This is a genomic window from Chryseobacterium sp. WLY505 (assembly GCF_030846215.1).
Taxonomy (GTDB): Bacteria; Bacteroidota; Bacteroidia; order Flavobacteriales; family Weeksellaceae; genus Chryseobacterium.
Window position 1 is genome coordinate 1 of sequence record NZ_JAVCWI010000007.1, and the last position, 16,962, is coordinate 16,962.

Consider the following 16,962-nt stretch of genomic DNA (forward strand, 5'->3'; position numbering starts at 1 on the left):
CGATGGTACTGCTAACGCGGGAGAGTAGGCCGCCGCCAGTTTTTATTTTATTTTTAAAAAACCTTTATCTTTACGATAAAGGTTTTTTTGTTTTATACCCAGCTCAATTCATGAGTAATGAGTAATGAGTAATGAGCACTACATCGATTATTCATCATTCATCACTTGTCATTTCTCATTGATCACTTATCAATGATAACGCACAGCACACACTCCAATGGTCACTCCGTAGGAGTCTAAACAGAGTTCTTCTTTATTAAAATGCTTCGACTCCGCTCAGCATGACAATGCTAACACTAACGGCTAAATAACCTTACATATTATCCTGTCATTTTACATCCTTAAAACTCTCATAAATAAACCTTGATTCCTAGAGATAGAGAATGACACAAAGGATGAAAAACTATTGATGCATCATCCATTCCATAGGAATTGAAAAAGTCTGAAATGATACTTCGCATTCATAACCCGTAACCCGAAACCCGAAACTCGGAATCTTGTAACACTCTTATTATATAACCCGGAAAAGGAGTATTCACAGGCTTTCATTTTAGGCCCATAAATGGCTTATAATATACAAAACTTGCCATATGTTTGTCACAAGTCTTTAAGCTCCGGAATCTATGTTATTTTAACCTGGATGAAATAAAAAAACCGCTCCTCTAAAGAAACGGTTCTTATGGGTTACATTTTGATTTTAATCTTACATATCACTGTTGGTGTCCGGGCATTTGAAATCATCGCTGCAGGTTGCACAAACAATGGTTCCATTACAATAATACATGCAGAATTCTGTTTCGGGAAGGGTAGCACCTCCTGAAATGTTTTTTAATTGGTCTTTTTTTAGTTTTTTTAGATTTTTCATATGGTTTTAATTGAAAATTTGTAAGTAAAGTAAAAATAGTTAAAATATTTTTAATTAATAATGTTTATTACATTAAAAATAAAAAATTAATAGAATAAGCAGTTTTGAGGGTTATATGATCAATGATTTTTATCTACATGTTTGATTGCTAATAAAATAAATGTTATTTTTAGCTAGAGTTATCCGAAAAGCTTATAGAGTAGGAAAAACTAAAACTATAACTATGAAAAATTTAAAGAAAATTGAGAGAAAGGAATTGAAAAGTATTTCAGGAGGAATTGATAAGTGTTATGATCTGAGGGATTCTCCTGATGATCCTTGTCAGGAATTGAATAATCAAAATAATGGTTGTTACAGAATGAATAGCTGTACAATGTTATGTACACGCGTTTCCTGTTTAACTGGAATGTAATATAGTAAAAACGGCTGTCTCAAATCAGAGGCAGCCGTTTCTTTTTTATTTTTTAATCAATCCCAGTTCGATCAATCTTTCATGCAGGAATTCTCCTGCAGTCGTATCTTCGTATAATTTTGGATTGTTTTCATCTACACAATTTTCAAGTGCATTTAAAGACATTGCACTGATAGGATGCATAAAGAAAGGAATTGAATATCTTGAAGTACTCCACATTTCTCTTGGTGGGTTTACCACTCTGTGAATGGTAGATTTCAATTTGTTGTTGGTGTGTCTTGAAAGCATATCTCCAACATTGATCATTAGTTCATCTGGTTCTGCAATGGCATCAATCCATTCTCCGTTGTGATTTTGAACCTGAAGACCTTTCCCCTGTGCTCCCATTAAAAGAGTGATAAGGTTGATGTCTCCGTGAGCTGCTGCTCTTACCGCATCATCTGGCTCTTCAGTAATTGGCGGGTAGTGAATAGGTCTTAAAATAGAATTTCCTTCTGCGATTTTGTCATCAAAATAAAATTCATCCAAACCAAGGTGTAATGCTAAGGCTCTTAACACATACTGTCCTGTTTTCTCAAGCATTTGAAATGCTTCTTTACCAACTTCGTTGAATTTTGGAAGTTCATCAACGATTACGTTGTCCGGATACTCAGTTCTGTATTTTGAGTCATCAGACAGATACTGTCCAAAATGCCAAAATTCTTTTAAGTCTCCTTTTTTGAAACCTTTAGCAGTTTCTTTACCGAATCCTACATAACCTCTCTGGCCACCAATTCCTGGAATCTCATACTTTTGTTTCGTTTCCACTGGCTGTTCAAAAAAGTTTTTCACCTCTCCATACAAATCTTCTACTAGGTTGTCATCAAGAAAGTGGCCTTTTAAGGCTACAAAACCAATTTCTTCATAAGCTTTTCCGATTTCATTTACAAATTTCTGTTTGCGTTCCGGGTTGCCCGAAAGGAAATCACGCAGGTCTACACTAGGTATTTTATCCATTTTTAGAAATTTACGAACAGCAAAATTACATTTTTTTTAATTTAAATGATTTTAAAATCATTATTTATAAGTTAAATTTGCTGTATGAAAAAATATTCTTCTAAGAGAAGTATCCAAATACTTGCACATCTTCTTCAGCAGTACGGAATTGCAGATATCGTAATTTCTCCGGGGTCAAGAAATGCTCCTTTGGCCATCCATTTTTCAGAGGTAGATAGTTTCAACTGCTACAGCATTGTAGACGAAAGAAGTGCTGCTTTCGTGGCAATGGGAATGGCAAAAAGTGAGAAAAAGCCTGCCGCGATTACCTGTACGAGCGGATCAGCCGTCGTTAATTATTATCCGGCGATTACCGAAGCTTTCTATCAGAATGTACCTCTTTTGGTACTGACGGCAGACCGGCCGACTGATTTCGTGGATATATTCGATGGACAGACGATAAGGCAGAAGGATGTTTTTCATCAGCATTCCTATGGTGATTTCCAGCTTTTGGAAGACAGCAAGGAGAATGCAGAAGATATTAATTTTGATATCATTAAAAAAGCGATTGAACTTTGTTTTGAAAAACAGGGTCCGGTACATATTAATATTCCTTTGGAAGAACCTTTGTATGAGCTGGTGTCTGAGCTTCCTACTTTTCCAACTGTGGAGAAAACGATTAAACATAAAGAGTATGAAATTCCGTCCAATCTGATTGCGGAATGGCATACTTCACAAAGAATTATGCTGTTGGTGGGAACAAGAGATTACAGTCCGGAACTGGAAAACCAGCTGACTCAGTTGGTGAAAAACCATTCTGTGGTGGTATTGAGTGAAGCCAATTCAAATTTACACCATGAGAAGTTCTTCAAACATATAGACCGCTATATTTTCAATTTTACGGAAGAGGATTATAAAACATATGCTCCTGATCTGTTGATTACAGTAGGACAGAATGTGGTTTCCAAAAAGGTAAAACAATTCCTGAGAAGTGCACGCCCGAAACAGCACTGGCATCTGGATGAAGTATGGCAGCCTGATACTTATTTCTCACTGACAGAAAAGATAGAGGTAAAACCTGAGGTTTTCTTCTCAAAATTACTGAAGTTTATCAATCTGGAACCAAGACCTTATTTTAATCTTTGGGATGTTTTAAGGGATAAAAAAGATGCTAAACACGAGCAGTTTATAAATACAATTGATTTTTCAGATTTTTATTTCTTCAATAAAGCATCACAGACGATTCCTGAAAATTATAATATTCATTTCAGTAATTCATCTGGGATCAGATATGCCCAGCTGTTTGATTTCGGAAAGAGAAAAATGTATTGTAACCGAGGAACAAGTGGTATTGATGGATCTACTTCTACAGCAATGGGATTTGCCATCAAAAATGAAAACCCAACTTTATTGATCACAGGAGACCTGAGTTTCTTCTATGATATCAATGGTCTTTGGAACCAATATATTCCACCATTTGTAAGAATTATGATCTTCAATAATGGTGAAGGAAATATCTTTAAAATCATTCCCGGACCTGGAAATGCCAATCCGAATACTCTGGACGAATTTATTGCGACAAAACACCGTAAAAATGCAGAATCTCTGGCGAAACATTTTGGATTCTCCTATATCAGAGTAGAGGATGAACTTACGCTGGACAGGGTTCTTGAGAATTTCTTCAAACCTGATGCACAGCCAAAAATCCTGGAAGTAAATACTCACGGGAAGAATAGTGCAGATGTACTGAAGTCGTATTTTGAGTTTATGAAATAGATTTAAAGATCAAGATATTCTTCATTCCCCGGCAGATTGATAATTCTGTCGACAGGATAGATAAACATATCATCAAAATCATTCAACGCATTAATGATCTGGAAATGGGTGAATTGCTTTACGTTCTGTAAAGTAATCTCCGTTTCTTTGATCTTTTTTTGCTTTAAAAGATGCTGTCTTTGTACTCCGTTCAGCAGATAAGTAGAAGGTGTAAACCAATCTTTTCCTTTTAAAAATAAAAGGTTAGAGAAAGAAGTATCGGTGATATGGTTGTTTTTAACAATGATGATTTCTTCTGCCTTGGATTTCATTTTCATTTTATCCAGTTCCTTACGATCTTCAAATTTGAATGAATAATCAAAGCTGTTGTTTTCTACCAGCTGAAAATCCTGTATTTCAGGAATAGCGTAGGGAATCATCTGTGTCCTGATTCTTTTATCAAGATCATAGGCAATTCTCAGCTTGAAAAGACCATCCTCATCATGCTGCAGATTTTTATAGATTTTGGCCAGGTCTATAGAGTCTTCCTTCCCGAAGTGGGAAAATGTTTGATTGACACGTTTCTGATGTAGATCCAATAGAAAAACCTCCTTATCTTCTACTTTAATGCTTTCAATGAATTGGGACATAGATTTTATTTTTCATTTCCTGATACTCGTCTTCTAGTTTACTCATGTGCGTTATACCGCCTCCGCTTTTGAAGTATAATTGTTCTCCTTCTTTTTCAATAAAGCGTATCATCACACAGCTGTCTACATTCTGGCCGTCAAACCAGCCGCAAATTCCCGTGTAATATCCTCTGTCATATCCTTCCGCATCCAGAATTATTTCCAGTGTTTTAGGCTTGGGAGCTCCTAAAATAGATCCCGCAGGAAGAAGTTTCTTCATAATGCTTCCTACTTTTCTCTCATATTCAGGTTTTATCATTCCTGAAATTTCAGAACTCATTGCATATAAATCCTTTTGCTGGGTTTTGATAAAGTCAATATGCTGGAACTGGTCCACCTTTACTTCATCAGCGACCATACTCAGATCATTCCGGAGAAGATCTACTACGGTGTAATGTTCTGCCTTCTCCTTTCTGTCATTCTTCAGAATTTCTGCTGCATTTTCAATAGATGCGTCAATTGTTCCTTTCATAGGATAGGTGAAAATTTTTCCGTCAATGATCTTTACAAAAGTTTCAGGAGAAAAAAATACAAAAAAATCTTTATAAAAAACTTTGTACTTTGCATTTGAGTGGTAAAAAATTTCTTCTAAGGTTAAATTGGTCTCTATCTTCGTTTTTCTAGTATAATTTACTAAGTAAGAGTTTCCCAGGCGAATGTTTTTTTGAACCTTATCGAAACCAATCTGAAAACTCTCCAATGTTTCAGGAAAGGATTTCCAGACTACTTTTTTGTCCAGTTTATGTGTCTCTTTTGTGTTTGAAAAGTATTGAAAATCAATAATTAAACCTTCTTTTTCAATTTCATGCTCCTGATAGATTTCAACATTCTCCGAGAGAAAGTCGATGATGAAAAAATAGGGAACCTTCTGAAGGGAAAGCTCGTCCATTTCGATAAATTTTTGATGATTCACTGAAAACATTCTACAAAAGTACTTATTGATGTTTACTTTTGCATAAATTTTTTTATGATGCAGAATAAATATCCTCAGAAACCGGGAATAGATTTTATATTGAAGCAGGCATTTTTTTATTGGAATAAGACACTCGTTTTTCAGTTGATGTTTTCCATCGTCTTTTTTGGAATATTGCTTACCGGAGTAATGCTTTTCGGAGAGAAGTATAATATTTTTTCTTATAATAAAGAATTGCAGGAAGCCTTTATGCAGGGCACTCAGGTTTATCTGAAAAAAATGGAGGAAATAACAGCTACCGAAAATTATCAGATGTTTACATTGGCAATCTGGGCAACCACGGCATTTCTGTATCCTTTAAATCTTGGAATGTTCCAGATCTTCCGTAAGATGGATCTTAAAGAGAATATTGTGATAGGAGATCTTTTTGCAGGGTACAACGGGCTTAACTTTTTTAAGTATGTGGGATATTTTCTTTTCTGGTTCTTTATTTACAGGTTTACCATTCCTACTGTTGTATTGGCTATAATCTGGGTTGCTGTAACCATCTTTGTAGCTCCATTGATGTTCTTTACCAATAAAAGAATTTTTGAAGCTATTTCCCTGAATTTTAAAGCTCTTAAAATGTATTTTGTTGAAATCATGGTGTGCGTGATCGTTGCTTTTCTATTTAAGTACTTAGGTTTTGCCTTGTTTCTGATAGGCGGGCTTTTCACTTTTCCTTTTTGGAATGCGATGATTTATTCATTGTATAAAACAGTCTTTTCCGAGAAAAGTTAAAATTCATTCGTGTTTAATGGGATTTTTTACTAAAAAAAAGTAAATTTGGTAAAATCATTAAATATTTAAACTATGTCTGAATTTAACGAATTTGATCAGCAGGGCTCTGTACCCAACAGAGAAACGGGATCAATAATTTCTCATGCTTTTGAAATGTACAAAGGCGTTTTCGGTTACGGAATTGTAGCTATGATCATCTACCTGATCGGAGGTTCTGTTATTCAAATGCTTACCGGGTTTGACTCTGCTTCTATGGTGGAAGAAATGAAATCAGGAGGAGATTTTAATTATTGGAGTGCTCCGGGACTTCCTTTATATATGGGAGCGTCCAGCCTTTTCGGTCTTTTATTATCTCCTTTGTATGTAGGATTGATCTATATGGTCAATAAATACAATACCAAAAGCCCGATTGAATTTTCTGATCTTTTTATCGGATACCGCCAGAATTTTGTAAACATTTTGATTTATAGTCTTCTTGCCTGGATCATTTCCTCAATTGCTCTGGCATTGTGCGTTTTGCCTATCATTTTTGTATATCCTTTCCTTTTAATAGGATATCCGATTCTGTTATTTGAAAATGCTTCAGCTACAGAAGCTTTATCAAAGTCGTTTAATATTGCTAAAGAAAACTATGGAACTTTTTTATTAACCGGACTTTTAGGAGGCCTGATTTCTGCTGCAGGAATTATTCTTTGTGGAATCGGTATCATCTTAACGGCTCCGTTTATTATGGTCGTAATGTACTCTACCTATTGTGCTTTCTTAGGAAAACCAAGACAGATTATGTACAGCAAATAAAATATAAAATACATGATGAATAAGGACAAACAAATAAGCAGTGTTGCGATAAAGCAGATGTCGTTACTGGCCATCATTCTGGTATTGACCGGATTGATCTGTTTTAATCTCGCATTGTTTATTCCCTCTGTTTTGGGAGCAATTACCATTTATGTAGTCTGCAGAAAGTATAATTTTTATCTGCAGGAAGAGAAAAAATGGAAACCGTCACTGGCAGCCTTTGCATTGATGTTTGCAAGTCTTATCGTTCTTATTCTTCCGATTTATTTTATTGCCGATCTCATTATTGATAAACTGGGAAATGCCCAGGCTTACATGGCTAAATTCAATGTTTTCCTGGACAAAATACATTCTTATATTTTCTCAAAAACAGGGTTTGATATTCTGAGCAAAGAAAATATGGCCAAGCTGAAAGATAATGTAGGAAAATTTTCTACTTCTGCAGTCAGTGGGACATTCAATACCCTTACCGTAGTAATGTCTATGTATTTTATTCTCTATTTTATGCTGGAGAGACCGAGACTTTTTGAAAAGATTCTTACTTCTTCCGCCCCGCTGAAGAGAGCAAACATCTCTCTGATCGGCGATAAAATGAGAAAATTAATCATGGCCAATGCCATAGGAATTCCGGTTGTGGCTGTAGGGCAGGGGATTGTTGCGCTTATCGGCTATCTGATTTTTGGAGCACCGGGAGCAGCATTGCTTTTCGCACTAACGGCTGCGGCATCTGTAATTCCTGTCGTAGGAACCGCTATTATCTATGTTCCGGTGTGTATATTTATGATTGCGGAAGGTAATACCGGACAAGGAATTGGTTTGGCCATCTACTGTCTTGTGGTGGTAGGACTTACTGATAACCTCCTTAGGTTTACCCTTTTAAAGAAACTTGAAGATATTCATCCATTGAATACCGTATTCGGAATCATCATGGGAATGAATCTGTTTGGTTTCATGGGACTTATTTTCGGACCTATTCTGATCTCACTGACCCTTCTACTGGTTCAGGTATACAGAAACGAATTTTCGGATGAAGATACTCCTCCGGACCTTGAGCTGCCCGGTCAGGATGATATTAAAGAAAAATTAATTTAATTATATAAAAACGTGGAAGGAATTAATCCTGAGATATTAAAAGAAATCTGTGTCTTGAAAATGCCTTTCGGCAAATATGAAGGAACGGTTCTGGTGGATCTTCCGATCAGCTATCTGGAATGGTTTAATAAAAACGGAATGCCAAAAGGAAAACTGGGAATGCAGCTTTCAACAGTTTATGAGATCAAGTTAAACGGACTTATGGATCTTTTGACTCCCATCAGAGCAACAGTAAGGAATGGATTATAAAAATTAAATAGACCATTTTTATATAATTTCGGCGGCATCGAAGATGCCGCCGAAATTATTCTATCATTAATCCTTTTAAGCTTTCAAAGCTGAAATTTCATCTCTCAACTTGGCAGCTTTAATAAAGTCAAGATTTTTTGCTGCAGCTTCCATTTCTTTCTGTTTCTGAGCAATCATTTTCTCAATATCCTCAGTGGCATAAGTTGCTTTTGTCTCGGCAACTTTCTGAAGAATTTCTTTTTGGGTATATTTTTCATCAGGGAAGTCTTTGCTCCTTCCCACAAGATTTTCAGAAATCTTTTTATTTAAAGCTGTTGGCTTCAGACCATGCTCATCATTGTACTGCATTTGTTTAGCGCGGCGGTATTCAGTTTCATCCAAAGTAGCCTGCATGGATTTCGTGATCTTGTCAGCGTACATGATTGCTTTTCCGTTCACGTTCCTTGCGGCACGTCCTACAGTTTGGATCATTGATCTTCTGCTTCTCAGCATTCCTTCTTTATCAGCATCCAGAATAGCAACTAATGAAACTTCAGGTAAATCCAATCCTTCTCTCAATAAGTTAACCCCAATCAATACATCAAAAAGTCCTAAACGAAGATCCTGCATAATCTGAATACGTTCCAATGTTTCAACATCCGAGTGAATATACCTTGTTCTGATTCCGAACTTGGTAAAGTATTTTGTAAGTTCCTCTGCCATTTTCTTGGTTAAAGTAGTTACCAGTACCCTTTCATCAACATCGGCTCTTTTCTGGATTTCTTCCATCAGATCATCGATCTGGTTCAGTGAAGGTCTTACTTCAATGATCGGGTCAAGAAGCCCGGTAGGACGGATGATTTGTTCAATATAAGCCCCTCCGGTTTTTTCCAGTTCATAATCTGCAGGTGTCGCAGAAACATAAATAACCTGATTCTGAATGGCTTCAAACTCTTCAAACTTTAAGGGTCTGTTGTCCATTGCTGCAGGAAGTCTGAAACCGTACTCCACCAGTGCTTCTTTTCTGCTTCGATCTCCGCCGTACATGGCATGAACTTGTGGAACGGTTACGTGACTTTCATCAATAACCATTAAAAAATCTTTAGGGAAATAATCAATAAGGCAGAAAGGTCTTGTTCCCGGAAGACGACCATCCAGATACCTTGAGTAGTTCTCAATCCCTGAGCAATAACCCAGTTCTTTAATCATTTCAAGATCCAGTTCTGTTCTTTCCTGAAGTCGTTTGGCTTCTAATGGTTTTCCGACTGAGCTAAAGAAATCCACCTGTTTTACCATGTCATCCTGGATGTCTTTAATGGCACCATTTAAGGTCTCCTTCGATGTTACAAAAAGATTGGCAGGGTAAATCTGTATCTGATCAAAATTATCCTCTACATTTCCTGTTACCGGATCAAAACTTTGAATTTTCTCAATTTCATCTCCAAAAAACTGAATTCTGATCGCATTATCAGTATATGCAGGGAAAACATCAATAACATCTCCTTTCACACGGAATGTTCCTCTCTGGAATTCATTCAGCGTTCTCGCGTATAGTGCGTTAACTAATGAATGGAGAAGTGCAGTTCTAGTCACTTTCTCACCAATGGCGATAGAAATCAAAGATTTATGAAATTCCGTAGGATTCCCGATACCGTAAATACATGAAACAGAAGCCACAATCAAAACGTCTCTTCTTCCCGAAAGAAGGCTGGCAGTTGCAGAAAGACGTAATTTTTCAACTTCTTCATTGATGCTCAGGTCTTTTTCAATATAAGTTCCCGTTGTAGCAATATAAGCCTCGGGTTGGTAGTAATCATAGTAGCTGACAAAGTATTCCACTGCGTTTTCGGGAAAAAACTCTTTAAACTCCATGAAGAGCTGGGCAGCAAGCGTTTTGTTGTGTGCCAGTACCAGAGTGGGACGTTGTACTTTTTGTATAACATTCGCAACAGTAAAGGTTTTTCCGGAACCTGTTACCCCAAGAAGCGTTTGATATTTCTCACCGATCTCTATTCCTTCAGTAAGTTTTTCAATAGCTTGGGGCTGATCTCCGGTAGGTTTATATTCTGATTGAAGCTTAAAATCCATAGAAAAGATGTATACAACAAAAATACGAAAGAAATTATTAGGCCATATCATCTTTTGTGGCATTATTTTTCCATTCATAGCCTACAATCACCTAATCATAATACTATGAAAATCAATCAATTTTATATTCCTGTAGTAAGTCTTTTTCTTTTTTTATCTTCTTGCAAAGAGAATCATGCCAATGCTCAGAAGACAGGGAATGATGGAAGTGTGGAAACGGAAAATCCCAATTCTGACTATAAGCCGGCATTTAAAGGGCAGACAAGAATCAAGGCTGTAAAAACAACAACACCCTATGCCATAGAAATATTGAATAAAGACCTTGGAAGACCCTGGGGAATTATCAATTTACCTGACGGAAAATTTCTCATCACAGATAAGAAAGGGTATATGAATGTGGTTTCAACAGATGGAAAACAAGTATCAAAAATTGAAGGCTTTCCAAAAGTAGATTCAAAAGGACAGGGCGGAATGCTGGATGTTGCTCTGGATCCTGATTTTAAAACCAATAGTATTATTTACTTCAGTTTTTCTGAGCCTTTTGGAAAAGGGAATTTAACATCTGTAGCGAAGGGAAAGCTGTCTGCTGATCTTAAAAATATTTCAGAAGCAAAAGTTATTTTCCGTGCTGAACCTTCCTATGACGGTGATAAGCACTACGGAAGCCGTCTGGCATTTGATAAGGACGGAAATTTATTTGTCAGTACAGGAGAAAGGTCAGATAAGGTTACCCGCGTATATGCGCAGAAAACAGATAATTATCTTGGAAAAATTTTGAAGATTACCAAAGATGGTAAACCTGCTCCGGGAAATCCTTTTATTGGAAAATCCGGCTATAAACCGGAAATATATGCTTACGGGATCCGAAATCCCCAGGGAATGGCGATAGATCCTAACGGTAATCTTTGGGATGTGGAAATGGGGCCAAGAGGGGGTGATGAAATCAATCTGATTCAACCGGGAAAAAATTACGGCTGGGGAGATGTAACCTATGGTATTGAATATTCAGGAGATAAGGTAGGACAGGGCATCACCCAAAAAGAAGGAACCGAACAGCCTGTCTATTATTGGGATCCTGTGATCTCACCAAGTGGAATTACTTTCTATACAGGGAATATTGAGGAATGGAAAGGAAATCTCATGATCGGATGCCTGAGTGGTGAACACATTAACAGAATTGTCATGAAAGATAATAAAGTGGTAGGAGAAGAACGTCTTCTTGCAGATCAGAAAGAACGTTTCCGCGATGTATTAAACGGGATGGATGGGAATCTGTATGCGGTAACAGATAGTGGTAAGCTTTATAAAATTTCAAAAAAATAAAAAAAAACTGTATCAAAATGTCATTCTGAACGAAATGAAATGTAGTGAAGAATCTTATGTTATTGGTTTATAAATGAGATTCTTCCTTCGTCAGAATGACAAAGGTGAAATTATTAACCTTTGATACAGTTTCTTTTTATTCTCTTAAAACTTAAAGTTAAGTCTGGCGAAAACCTGTCTTCCGGCAAAACCCATCTGTACAGGATCAAAAATACCTCCGGCTTCTGTATTTCCGTCGGATACATGTGTGGTCTGTAAAGTAGGATATCTGTTGAACAGGTTTTTACTTCCTAAAGTCAGATTCAAATTCTTGCAGAATTCATAGCCGAAAGAAAGATCGGTGGTTACTTTTGGATTATAAACCTGTTCCGAGTCATCATAGCCAATCAGGGTTACTTTATCAAACCTTACCATCTGCAGGTTTACATTGAATTTGTTGAGTCTGTAATTAAGGTTTAAATTCACTTTTGTTTTCGGAGCAGAAGCAAGAATAAATGCTTTTTCTCTTGCGCTCAGGTAAATATCTTCTTTCCCTGCCAGCTGTTCTGAAGTATTTACTTTTGTGATTTCCATATCATTATAGTTTCCGGCCAAGGTAGCGGTCAGTTTTCCGGAACCGATATTTTCAGTATAGCTTAAGATCACATCAACTCCTTTTGTTTTGGTATCAATGGCATTGGAAAAGAACTGTACTTGATCGATAAATGGATTTTCTGCCTGAACATCTGCCGGTAAGTCTGCTTGTGCAAAATATCCGGTAAGAACGATTCTGTCTTTAACACGAATGTAATAACCATCTATGGTGGCTGTGAACTTTCCGGTATTGAAAGTAAATCCGGCACTTCCATTCACAGAAGTTTCCTGCTTCAGTTGAGGAATTCCCAGGCTGCTTGCAATTTTGCTGTCATTAGAGGCCAGCTGGATAGTGACCAATTGACCACCCTGGAAATTGGTAAACTGCTGACTGTAGTATTTCTGAGCCAGAGAAGGAGCTCTGAATCCCGTAGAAACAGACCCACGGAAAGCAAACTGTGGCGTGATCGCATATCTTGTGGCAAACTTACCATTCAGAGTACTTCCGAAATCATTATAATTTTCAAACCTTCCGGCAATGCTTATCATCCAGTTTTTGGTAACATCCAATTCAGTATCTACATAGGCCGCAAAGTTGTTTCTGCTCTTGCCAAAATCAATAGAATAGCCTGGAAAACCTTGTGATCCCCCCGGACGATAACGTATAGGATCAGAGCCAGGAACTGTTACCCATAAATTTTGAGGAGTATCTTTTGTAACTACATTTCCATTGATATCATACATGGCGTAAGAAGCCTCTTCTCCTTTTATGATATCAAATTTTTCATATCTGAATTCTGATCCGAAAGCAACGTTAAGCCCTTCCAGTACTTTAAACTGTTTCACAGCATTAAACCCGGTTGTGTTCTGCAGCAGAGAATGTCCTCCTGCATTAAAGCTTGTAGGAGATTTGACTCCTAAAGTGGCATTAATAGTATTGTCTATCTGATAAGTGAATCTGTTGTTCCCAAAAGCATTATAAAAATCGACATCCCAGTCAGCAACTTTGAACTTTAATCCGTTGTCAAACGTGAAATCTGTAATGCTGGTATTTTCAATCGGGTTAAATCCTGTAGGGTAAACTTCCGGAATATTACCGTCTGCATCAGGGGTTCTGGTCCATGCATAAGCCTTCGTATTTCTATGCGAAAAACCCTGGCGGGAATAAAACTTCAGTCCATCAGATAACGGGACTTCAATATTTCCGAAAAAGTAAATGTTCTGAGCTTTTGCATCTCCGAAACGCTGTCTGGGAGAAGTATAAATATCCGGATTTGCATTTCGTATAGCATAATCTTTATTCACAAACTCTACGGTGAAATTTCCGAAACCGCCTTTTGAACCTATTTTAGTTCCTAAGTTTCCATTGAAATCAAAGGTGGTTCCATCCACTTTGTGATCTGAAACAACATCATTATTACCTGGACTTTTGAAAAGATTCATACCTGTGAATAGATTTCCTTCAAAACCTTTGTCTCTGTCATTCAAAATAACATTGATAACTCCTGCGATAGCATCTGATCCGTATTGGGCTGATGCTCCGTCACGAAGAACTTCCACTCTTTTTATGGCGCCAATCGGGATTGTATTCATGTCATATCCCGTATTTCCTCTTCCTTTCGTTCCGAAAAGGTTAATCAGTGAAGACTGATGATATCTTTTTCCATTTAACAAAAGTAAGGTCTGGTCAGGGCCAAGACCTCTTAAAGTAGCGGGATCTACAGCATCAGCACCGTCGGATCCTGATTGTTTATTGGAGTTGAAAGAAGGTGCAGAAAATTGTAAAAGCTGGTTGATTTCCACCTGCCCTGTTGACTGGCTTACTTGTTTAATGTCAATGATATCGATGGGAACGGGTGTGTTTACCACTGTTCTTTTCTTGTTTCGGCTTCCGGTAATGGCGACTTCGTCAATTTTTGATTCTTTCAAAGTATCTTTTACCTGCTGGGCATAAGAGAAGGCAGAAACTCCAAGGAAAATAATGCTGATGTATTTTATTTTCATATTAATAATTTTACGTGATGATTCAATCAAAATTATCAATATTTATTTTTAAATCAATACGAAAATAAAATATTTAGTATGAATATCTTAATTTCGTATCGATTTGTGATAAATTCGGAATAATAATAATCTATTATTTGAATTTAATTAAAATTTTTAATGTTAAAAGCTGGTAATGATTCTGTTAATTCCTTCTTCTAAAATTTCCTGGGAGGTAGAGAAGCAAATTCTGATATGTCCTTCCGCTCCTTTTCCGAACCATCTTTCTGATCCCGGAACAATGGCGACTTTCCCGCGAGTTAAGACATGCTGGGCAAATTCGTCACTTGTCATTCCGTTTTTAATCTTTGGAAACAATACAAAAGTTGCCTCCGGGAGATTAGGTGTTACAATTTCTGAACGGTCTAATAATCTGAAAGCAAGATCTCTATTGCTCTGCAAGTGAGTCAAAAATTCTTTGTACCATGGTTTTGCCTTCTCCAGTGCTACACTTCCGGCAATCTGAGACAGCGTAGAAACCCCTTCTATGGTGGAATTGAAATTGGATTTTTCTGTGAAGTCTTCAAGGATATCGTGATCATTACAGAGTACAGCTCCAATTCTCAATCCTGCTATTCCGAATGATTTTGAAAATCCGTACACGGTAAAGCTCTTTCTCTTTGCCTTCTCTGAAAAGGAAGAATACGTATGAAAGTCTTTATGATCATAAATAATATCACTCCAGATTTCATCACTCATCACCCAAAGATCATGAGCAGATGCAATTTCTGCTATTTTTACCAATACTTCTTTAGAATAAACTTTTCCGAGCGGATTGTGAGGATTGCATATGCCGATAAGTTTAGTTCTGGGATTGATTAAAGAAACCAGTTTTTCAAAATCAATTTCTCCTGTTGTAGTATCTACAGGGCAGAGCATTACTTTACCACCTGCAGTTTCGACTGATTTTTTGAAAAGAAAATCTACAGGATCCAGAATAATGGCTTCATCTCCGGGGTTAAGAACGTAGGATGCGATAAGAAACATTCCCTGAGCAGCACTGTTGACAGCCAGAACATTTTCCGGTGAGAAACTTCCATGTTTTTCCAGGTTAAAATGATCTGCTACGCTTTTCTTAAATTCAGGAAGTCCGGAAAAAGGGCCGTAGCTGAGGTAACCGTCTTTCAGGTATTCTATAATTCCCTGTTCTATTTCAGGAGCCGTTCTGAAATCGGGATCAGCTGCAGTAAGGGGAATAATGCCATCCTCAAGGGTTGCCCATCTTCCGTTGTAGGCTTTTCTCTTAAGGGCTTCAAAGTTGATATCGTTATTGGTAAACATATTTATTTATAAGATATGGGTAAAATGTTTTCTGTCTGTTGGTGAAGAGGGAGTAAAAACTGCTTAAGCAGTGTCCTTCCATTACGGATGTGAAACTCAATTTCCGGCTTTCTTTCCGTTTCATATTTATTGAAAGCTGTTTCTGTATTTTCTTCTTCAACTAAATATTTCGTTAATGAGAAAGAGTCTTTCAAAGCAGAGGTGACTCCCTGGCTGGTAAATGGAATCAATGGATGTGCTGCATCCCCGATGAATACAACATTATTTTTGTAAAAAGGGTTTAACTCCTCCAGTTCATATACATTCCATAAATGTACATTGTTGTAGTGTGATTTCTGTATGATTTCCGGGACTAAAGGATGCCAGTTTTTAAAAACGTCAACCATATATTTCTTTAAGTTCTCTGCAGAACATTCATTGATCATATATTTCTGGTTGTCAAACTGTGAATACCAGAGAACGGTATCATCGGCAAGCTTTAGAATACCAAAAGTCAGCCCGCCTTCCTCGTGGTGAAACTTCATAAAGTCATTATCAATAGCATCTGCAATTGCTTTATTCTGAATGATATTCACTACTTCACTTTCTCTTACCATCCTCATGGTTTCATTTTTAAATAGACTCCTTCTGATTCGGCTTCTGGAGCCATCAGAGATAACAGCGATATCAGCATCAATATCAGTTCCATCAGATAGCTTCAGTTTTCCGTCCTGCTGCTCATCAGGAATGATGGTTTCTTCGTAGGTTATCTTTTCCGGAGCAATGTTTTGTGCCAAAAGATTGATCAGTGAGTGTCTTGAAATGGCAAAGACATTGTTCAGTTCTTTTTCTGCAAGAATTTTTCCGGTGTGGGAATATTGAATGTATTTTTTCAGGAAATTTCCATGTTGGAGAAGAAGCTCAGAATCAATGATCTGATAAAGATAGTCCATTCCTTCCTGTGGAATGAGAAAACCGTGACCTGCCAGATCTTCTTTTTTTCTCCTTTCATATATGTGGTAGTCGATCTTGTGCTTTTCCAAGTAATTCGCCATGCTCAAGCCGGAAATACCGGCACCCACGACAGCAATTTTCTTCATTTTCGGAATAAAGTGTTTTTCAGGTTGGTTTTTTAAGTATTTTTTTAATCACCCTCGGGTAAATACAA

14 protein-coding genes are annotated in these 16,962 nt (G+C 37.1%); 6 read left to right on the top strand and 8 right to left on the bottom strand.

The features are described from left to right. Positions 1 to 703 precede the first annotated feature (703 nt). Together RAH34_RS14790 and RAH34_RS14795 are read right to left on the bottom strand one after the other, a co-directional pair. Complete coding sequence (locus RAH34_RS14790; RefSeq protein WP_306596629.1) at positions 704 to 865, bottom strand: hypothetical protein; 162 nt, start codon at positions 863 to 865, stop codon at positions 704 to 706. Between the two features lie 457 nt (positions 866 to 1,322). Then, positions 1,323 to 2,273, bottom strand: a complete 951-nt coding sequence (locus tag RAH34_RS14795) for an isopenicillin N synthase family oxygenase (protein ID WP_114822038.1) — start codon at positions 2,271 to 2,273, stop codon at positions 1,323 to 1,325. Positions 2,274 to 2,357: 84 nt separating this feature from the next. Here RAH34_RS14795 and menD point away from each other — a divergent pair, with 84 nt between their 5' ends. Then, complete coding sequence (gene menD / locus RAH34_RS14800) at positions 2,358 to 4,028, top strand: 2-succinyl-5-enolpyruvyl-6-hydroxy-3-cyclohexene-1-carboxylic-acid synthase (RefSeq protein ID WP_114822039.1); 1,671 nt, start codon at positions 2,358 to 2,360, stop codon at positions 4,026 to 4,028. A 2-nt stretch (positions 4,029 to 4,030) separates the two neighbouring features. Here the strand turns inward: menD and RAH34_RS14805 are convergent, their stop codons facing one another. Then, positions 4,031 to 4,657 (bottom strand): aminotransferase class IV, encoded by a 627-nt coding sequence (locus RAH34_RS14805; protein ID WP_306596630.1) that lies wholly within the window; start codon positions 4,655 to 4,657, stop codon positions 4,031 to 4,033. Continuing rightward, the gene (locus RAH34_RS14810; RefSeq protein WP_306596631.1) at positions 4,641 to 5,618 is read right to left on the bottom strand and encodes an aminodeoxychorismate synthase component I; all 978 of its coding nucleotides are present in this window, start codon (positions 5,616 to 5,618) and stop codon (positions 4,641 to 4,643) included. Before RAH34_RS14810 ends, RAH34_RS14805 begins: the two co-directional genes overlap by 17 nt. Positions 5,619 to 5,663: 45 nt before the next feature. Here RAH34_RS14810 and RAH34_RS14815 point away from each other — a divergent pair, with 45 nt between their 5' ends. From RAH34_RS14815 to RAH34_RS14830, 4 genes are all read left to right on the top strand, one after another. Then, on the top strand, positions 5,664 to 6,389 hold the full coding sequence (locus RAH34_RS14815) for a hypothetical protein (protein WP_306596632.1): 726 nt from the start codon (positions 5,664 to 5,666) through the stop codon (positions 6,387 to 6,389). 72 nt (positions 6,390 to 6,461) lie between these two features. Further along, on the top strand, positions 6,462 to 7,187 hold the full coding sequence (locus RAH34_RS14820) for a beta-carotene 15,15'-monooxygenase (RefSeq protein WP_114822042.1): 726 nt from the start codon (positions 6,462 to 6,464) through the stop codon (positions 7,185 to 7,187). A gap of 12 nt (positions 7,188 to 7,199) precedes the next feature. Further along, positions 7,200 to 8,279 (top strand): AI-2E family transporter, encoded by a 1,080-nt coding sequence (locus tag RAH34_RS14825; protein WP_114822043.1) that lies wholly within the window; start codon positions 7,200 to 7,202, stop codon positions 8,277 to 8,279. Between the two features lie 21 nt (positions 8,280 to 8,300). Continuing rightward, positions 8,301 to 8,528, top strand: a complete 228-nt coding sequence (locus RAH34_RS14830) for a DUF3820 family protein (protein WP_306596760.1) — start codon at positions 8,301 to 8,303, stop codon at positions 8,526 to 8,528. Between the two features lie 75 nt (positions 8,529 to 8,603). Here RAH34_RS14830 and uvrB read toward each other — a convergent pair whose 3' ends face one another. Further along, positions 8,604 to 10,595: an excinuclease ABC subunit UvrB gene (uvrB, locus tag RAH34_RS14835; protein WP_114822119.1), complete on the bottom strand. Its 1,992-nt coding sequence runs from the start codon at positions 10,593 to 10,595 to the stop codon at positions 8,604 to 8,606. A gap of 105 nt (positions 10,596 to 10,700) precedes the next feature. On the opposite strand from uvrB, the gene RAH34_RS14840 reads away from it, so the two are divergent. Continuing rightward, positions 10,701 to 11,918, top strand: a complete 1,218-nt coding sequence (locus RAH34_RS14840) for a PQQ-dependent sugar dehydrogenase (protein WP_114822044.1) — start codon at positions 10,701 to 10,703, stop codon at positions 11,916 to 11,918. Between the two features lie 144 nt (positions 11,919 to 12,062). On the opposite strand, the gene RAH34_RS14845 is transcribed toward RAH34_RS14840, so the two are convergent. From RAH34_RS14845 to RAH34_RS14855, 3 genes are all read right to left on the bottom strand, one after another. Further along, on the bottom strand, positions 12,063 to 14,495 hold the full coding sequence (locus tag RAH34_RS14845; RefSeq protein ID WP_306596633.1) for a TonB-dependent siderophore receptor: 2,433 nt from the start codon (positions 14,493 to 14,495) through the stop codon (positions 12,063 to 12,065). Positions 14,496 to 14,657: 162 nt separating this feature from the next. Then, positions 14,658 to 15,815, bottom strand: coding sequence for a pyridoxal phosphate-dependent aminotransferase (locus RAH34_RS14850; RefSeq protein ID WP_306596634.1), 1,158 nt, complete (start codon positions 15,813 to 15,815; stop codon positions 14,658 to 14,660). A gap of 2 nt (positions 15,816 to 15,817) precedes the next feature. Further along, positions 15,818 to 16,894: an FAD-dependent monooxygenase gene (locus RAH34_RS14855; RefSeq protein ID WP_306596635.1), complete on the bottom strand. Its 1,077-nt coding sequence runs from the start codon at positions 16,892 to 16,894 to the stop codon at positions 15,818 to 15,820. Positions 16,895 to 16,962: the final 68 nt, after the last annotated feature.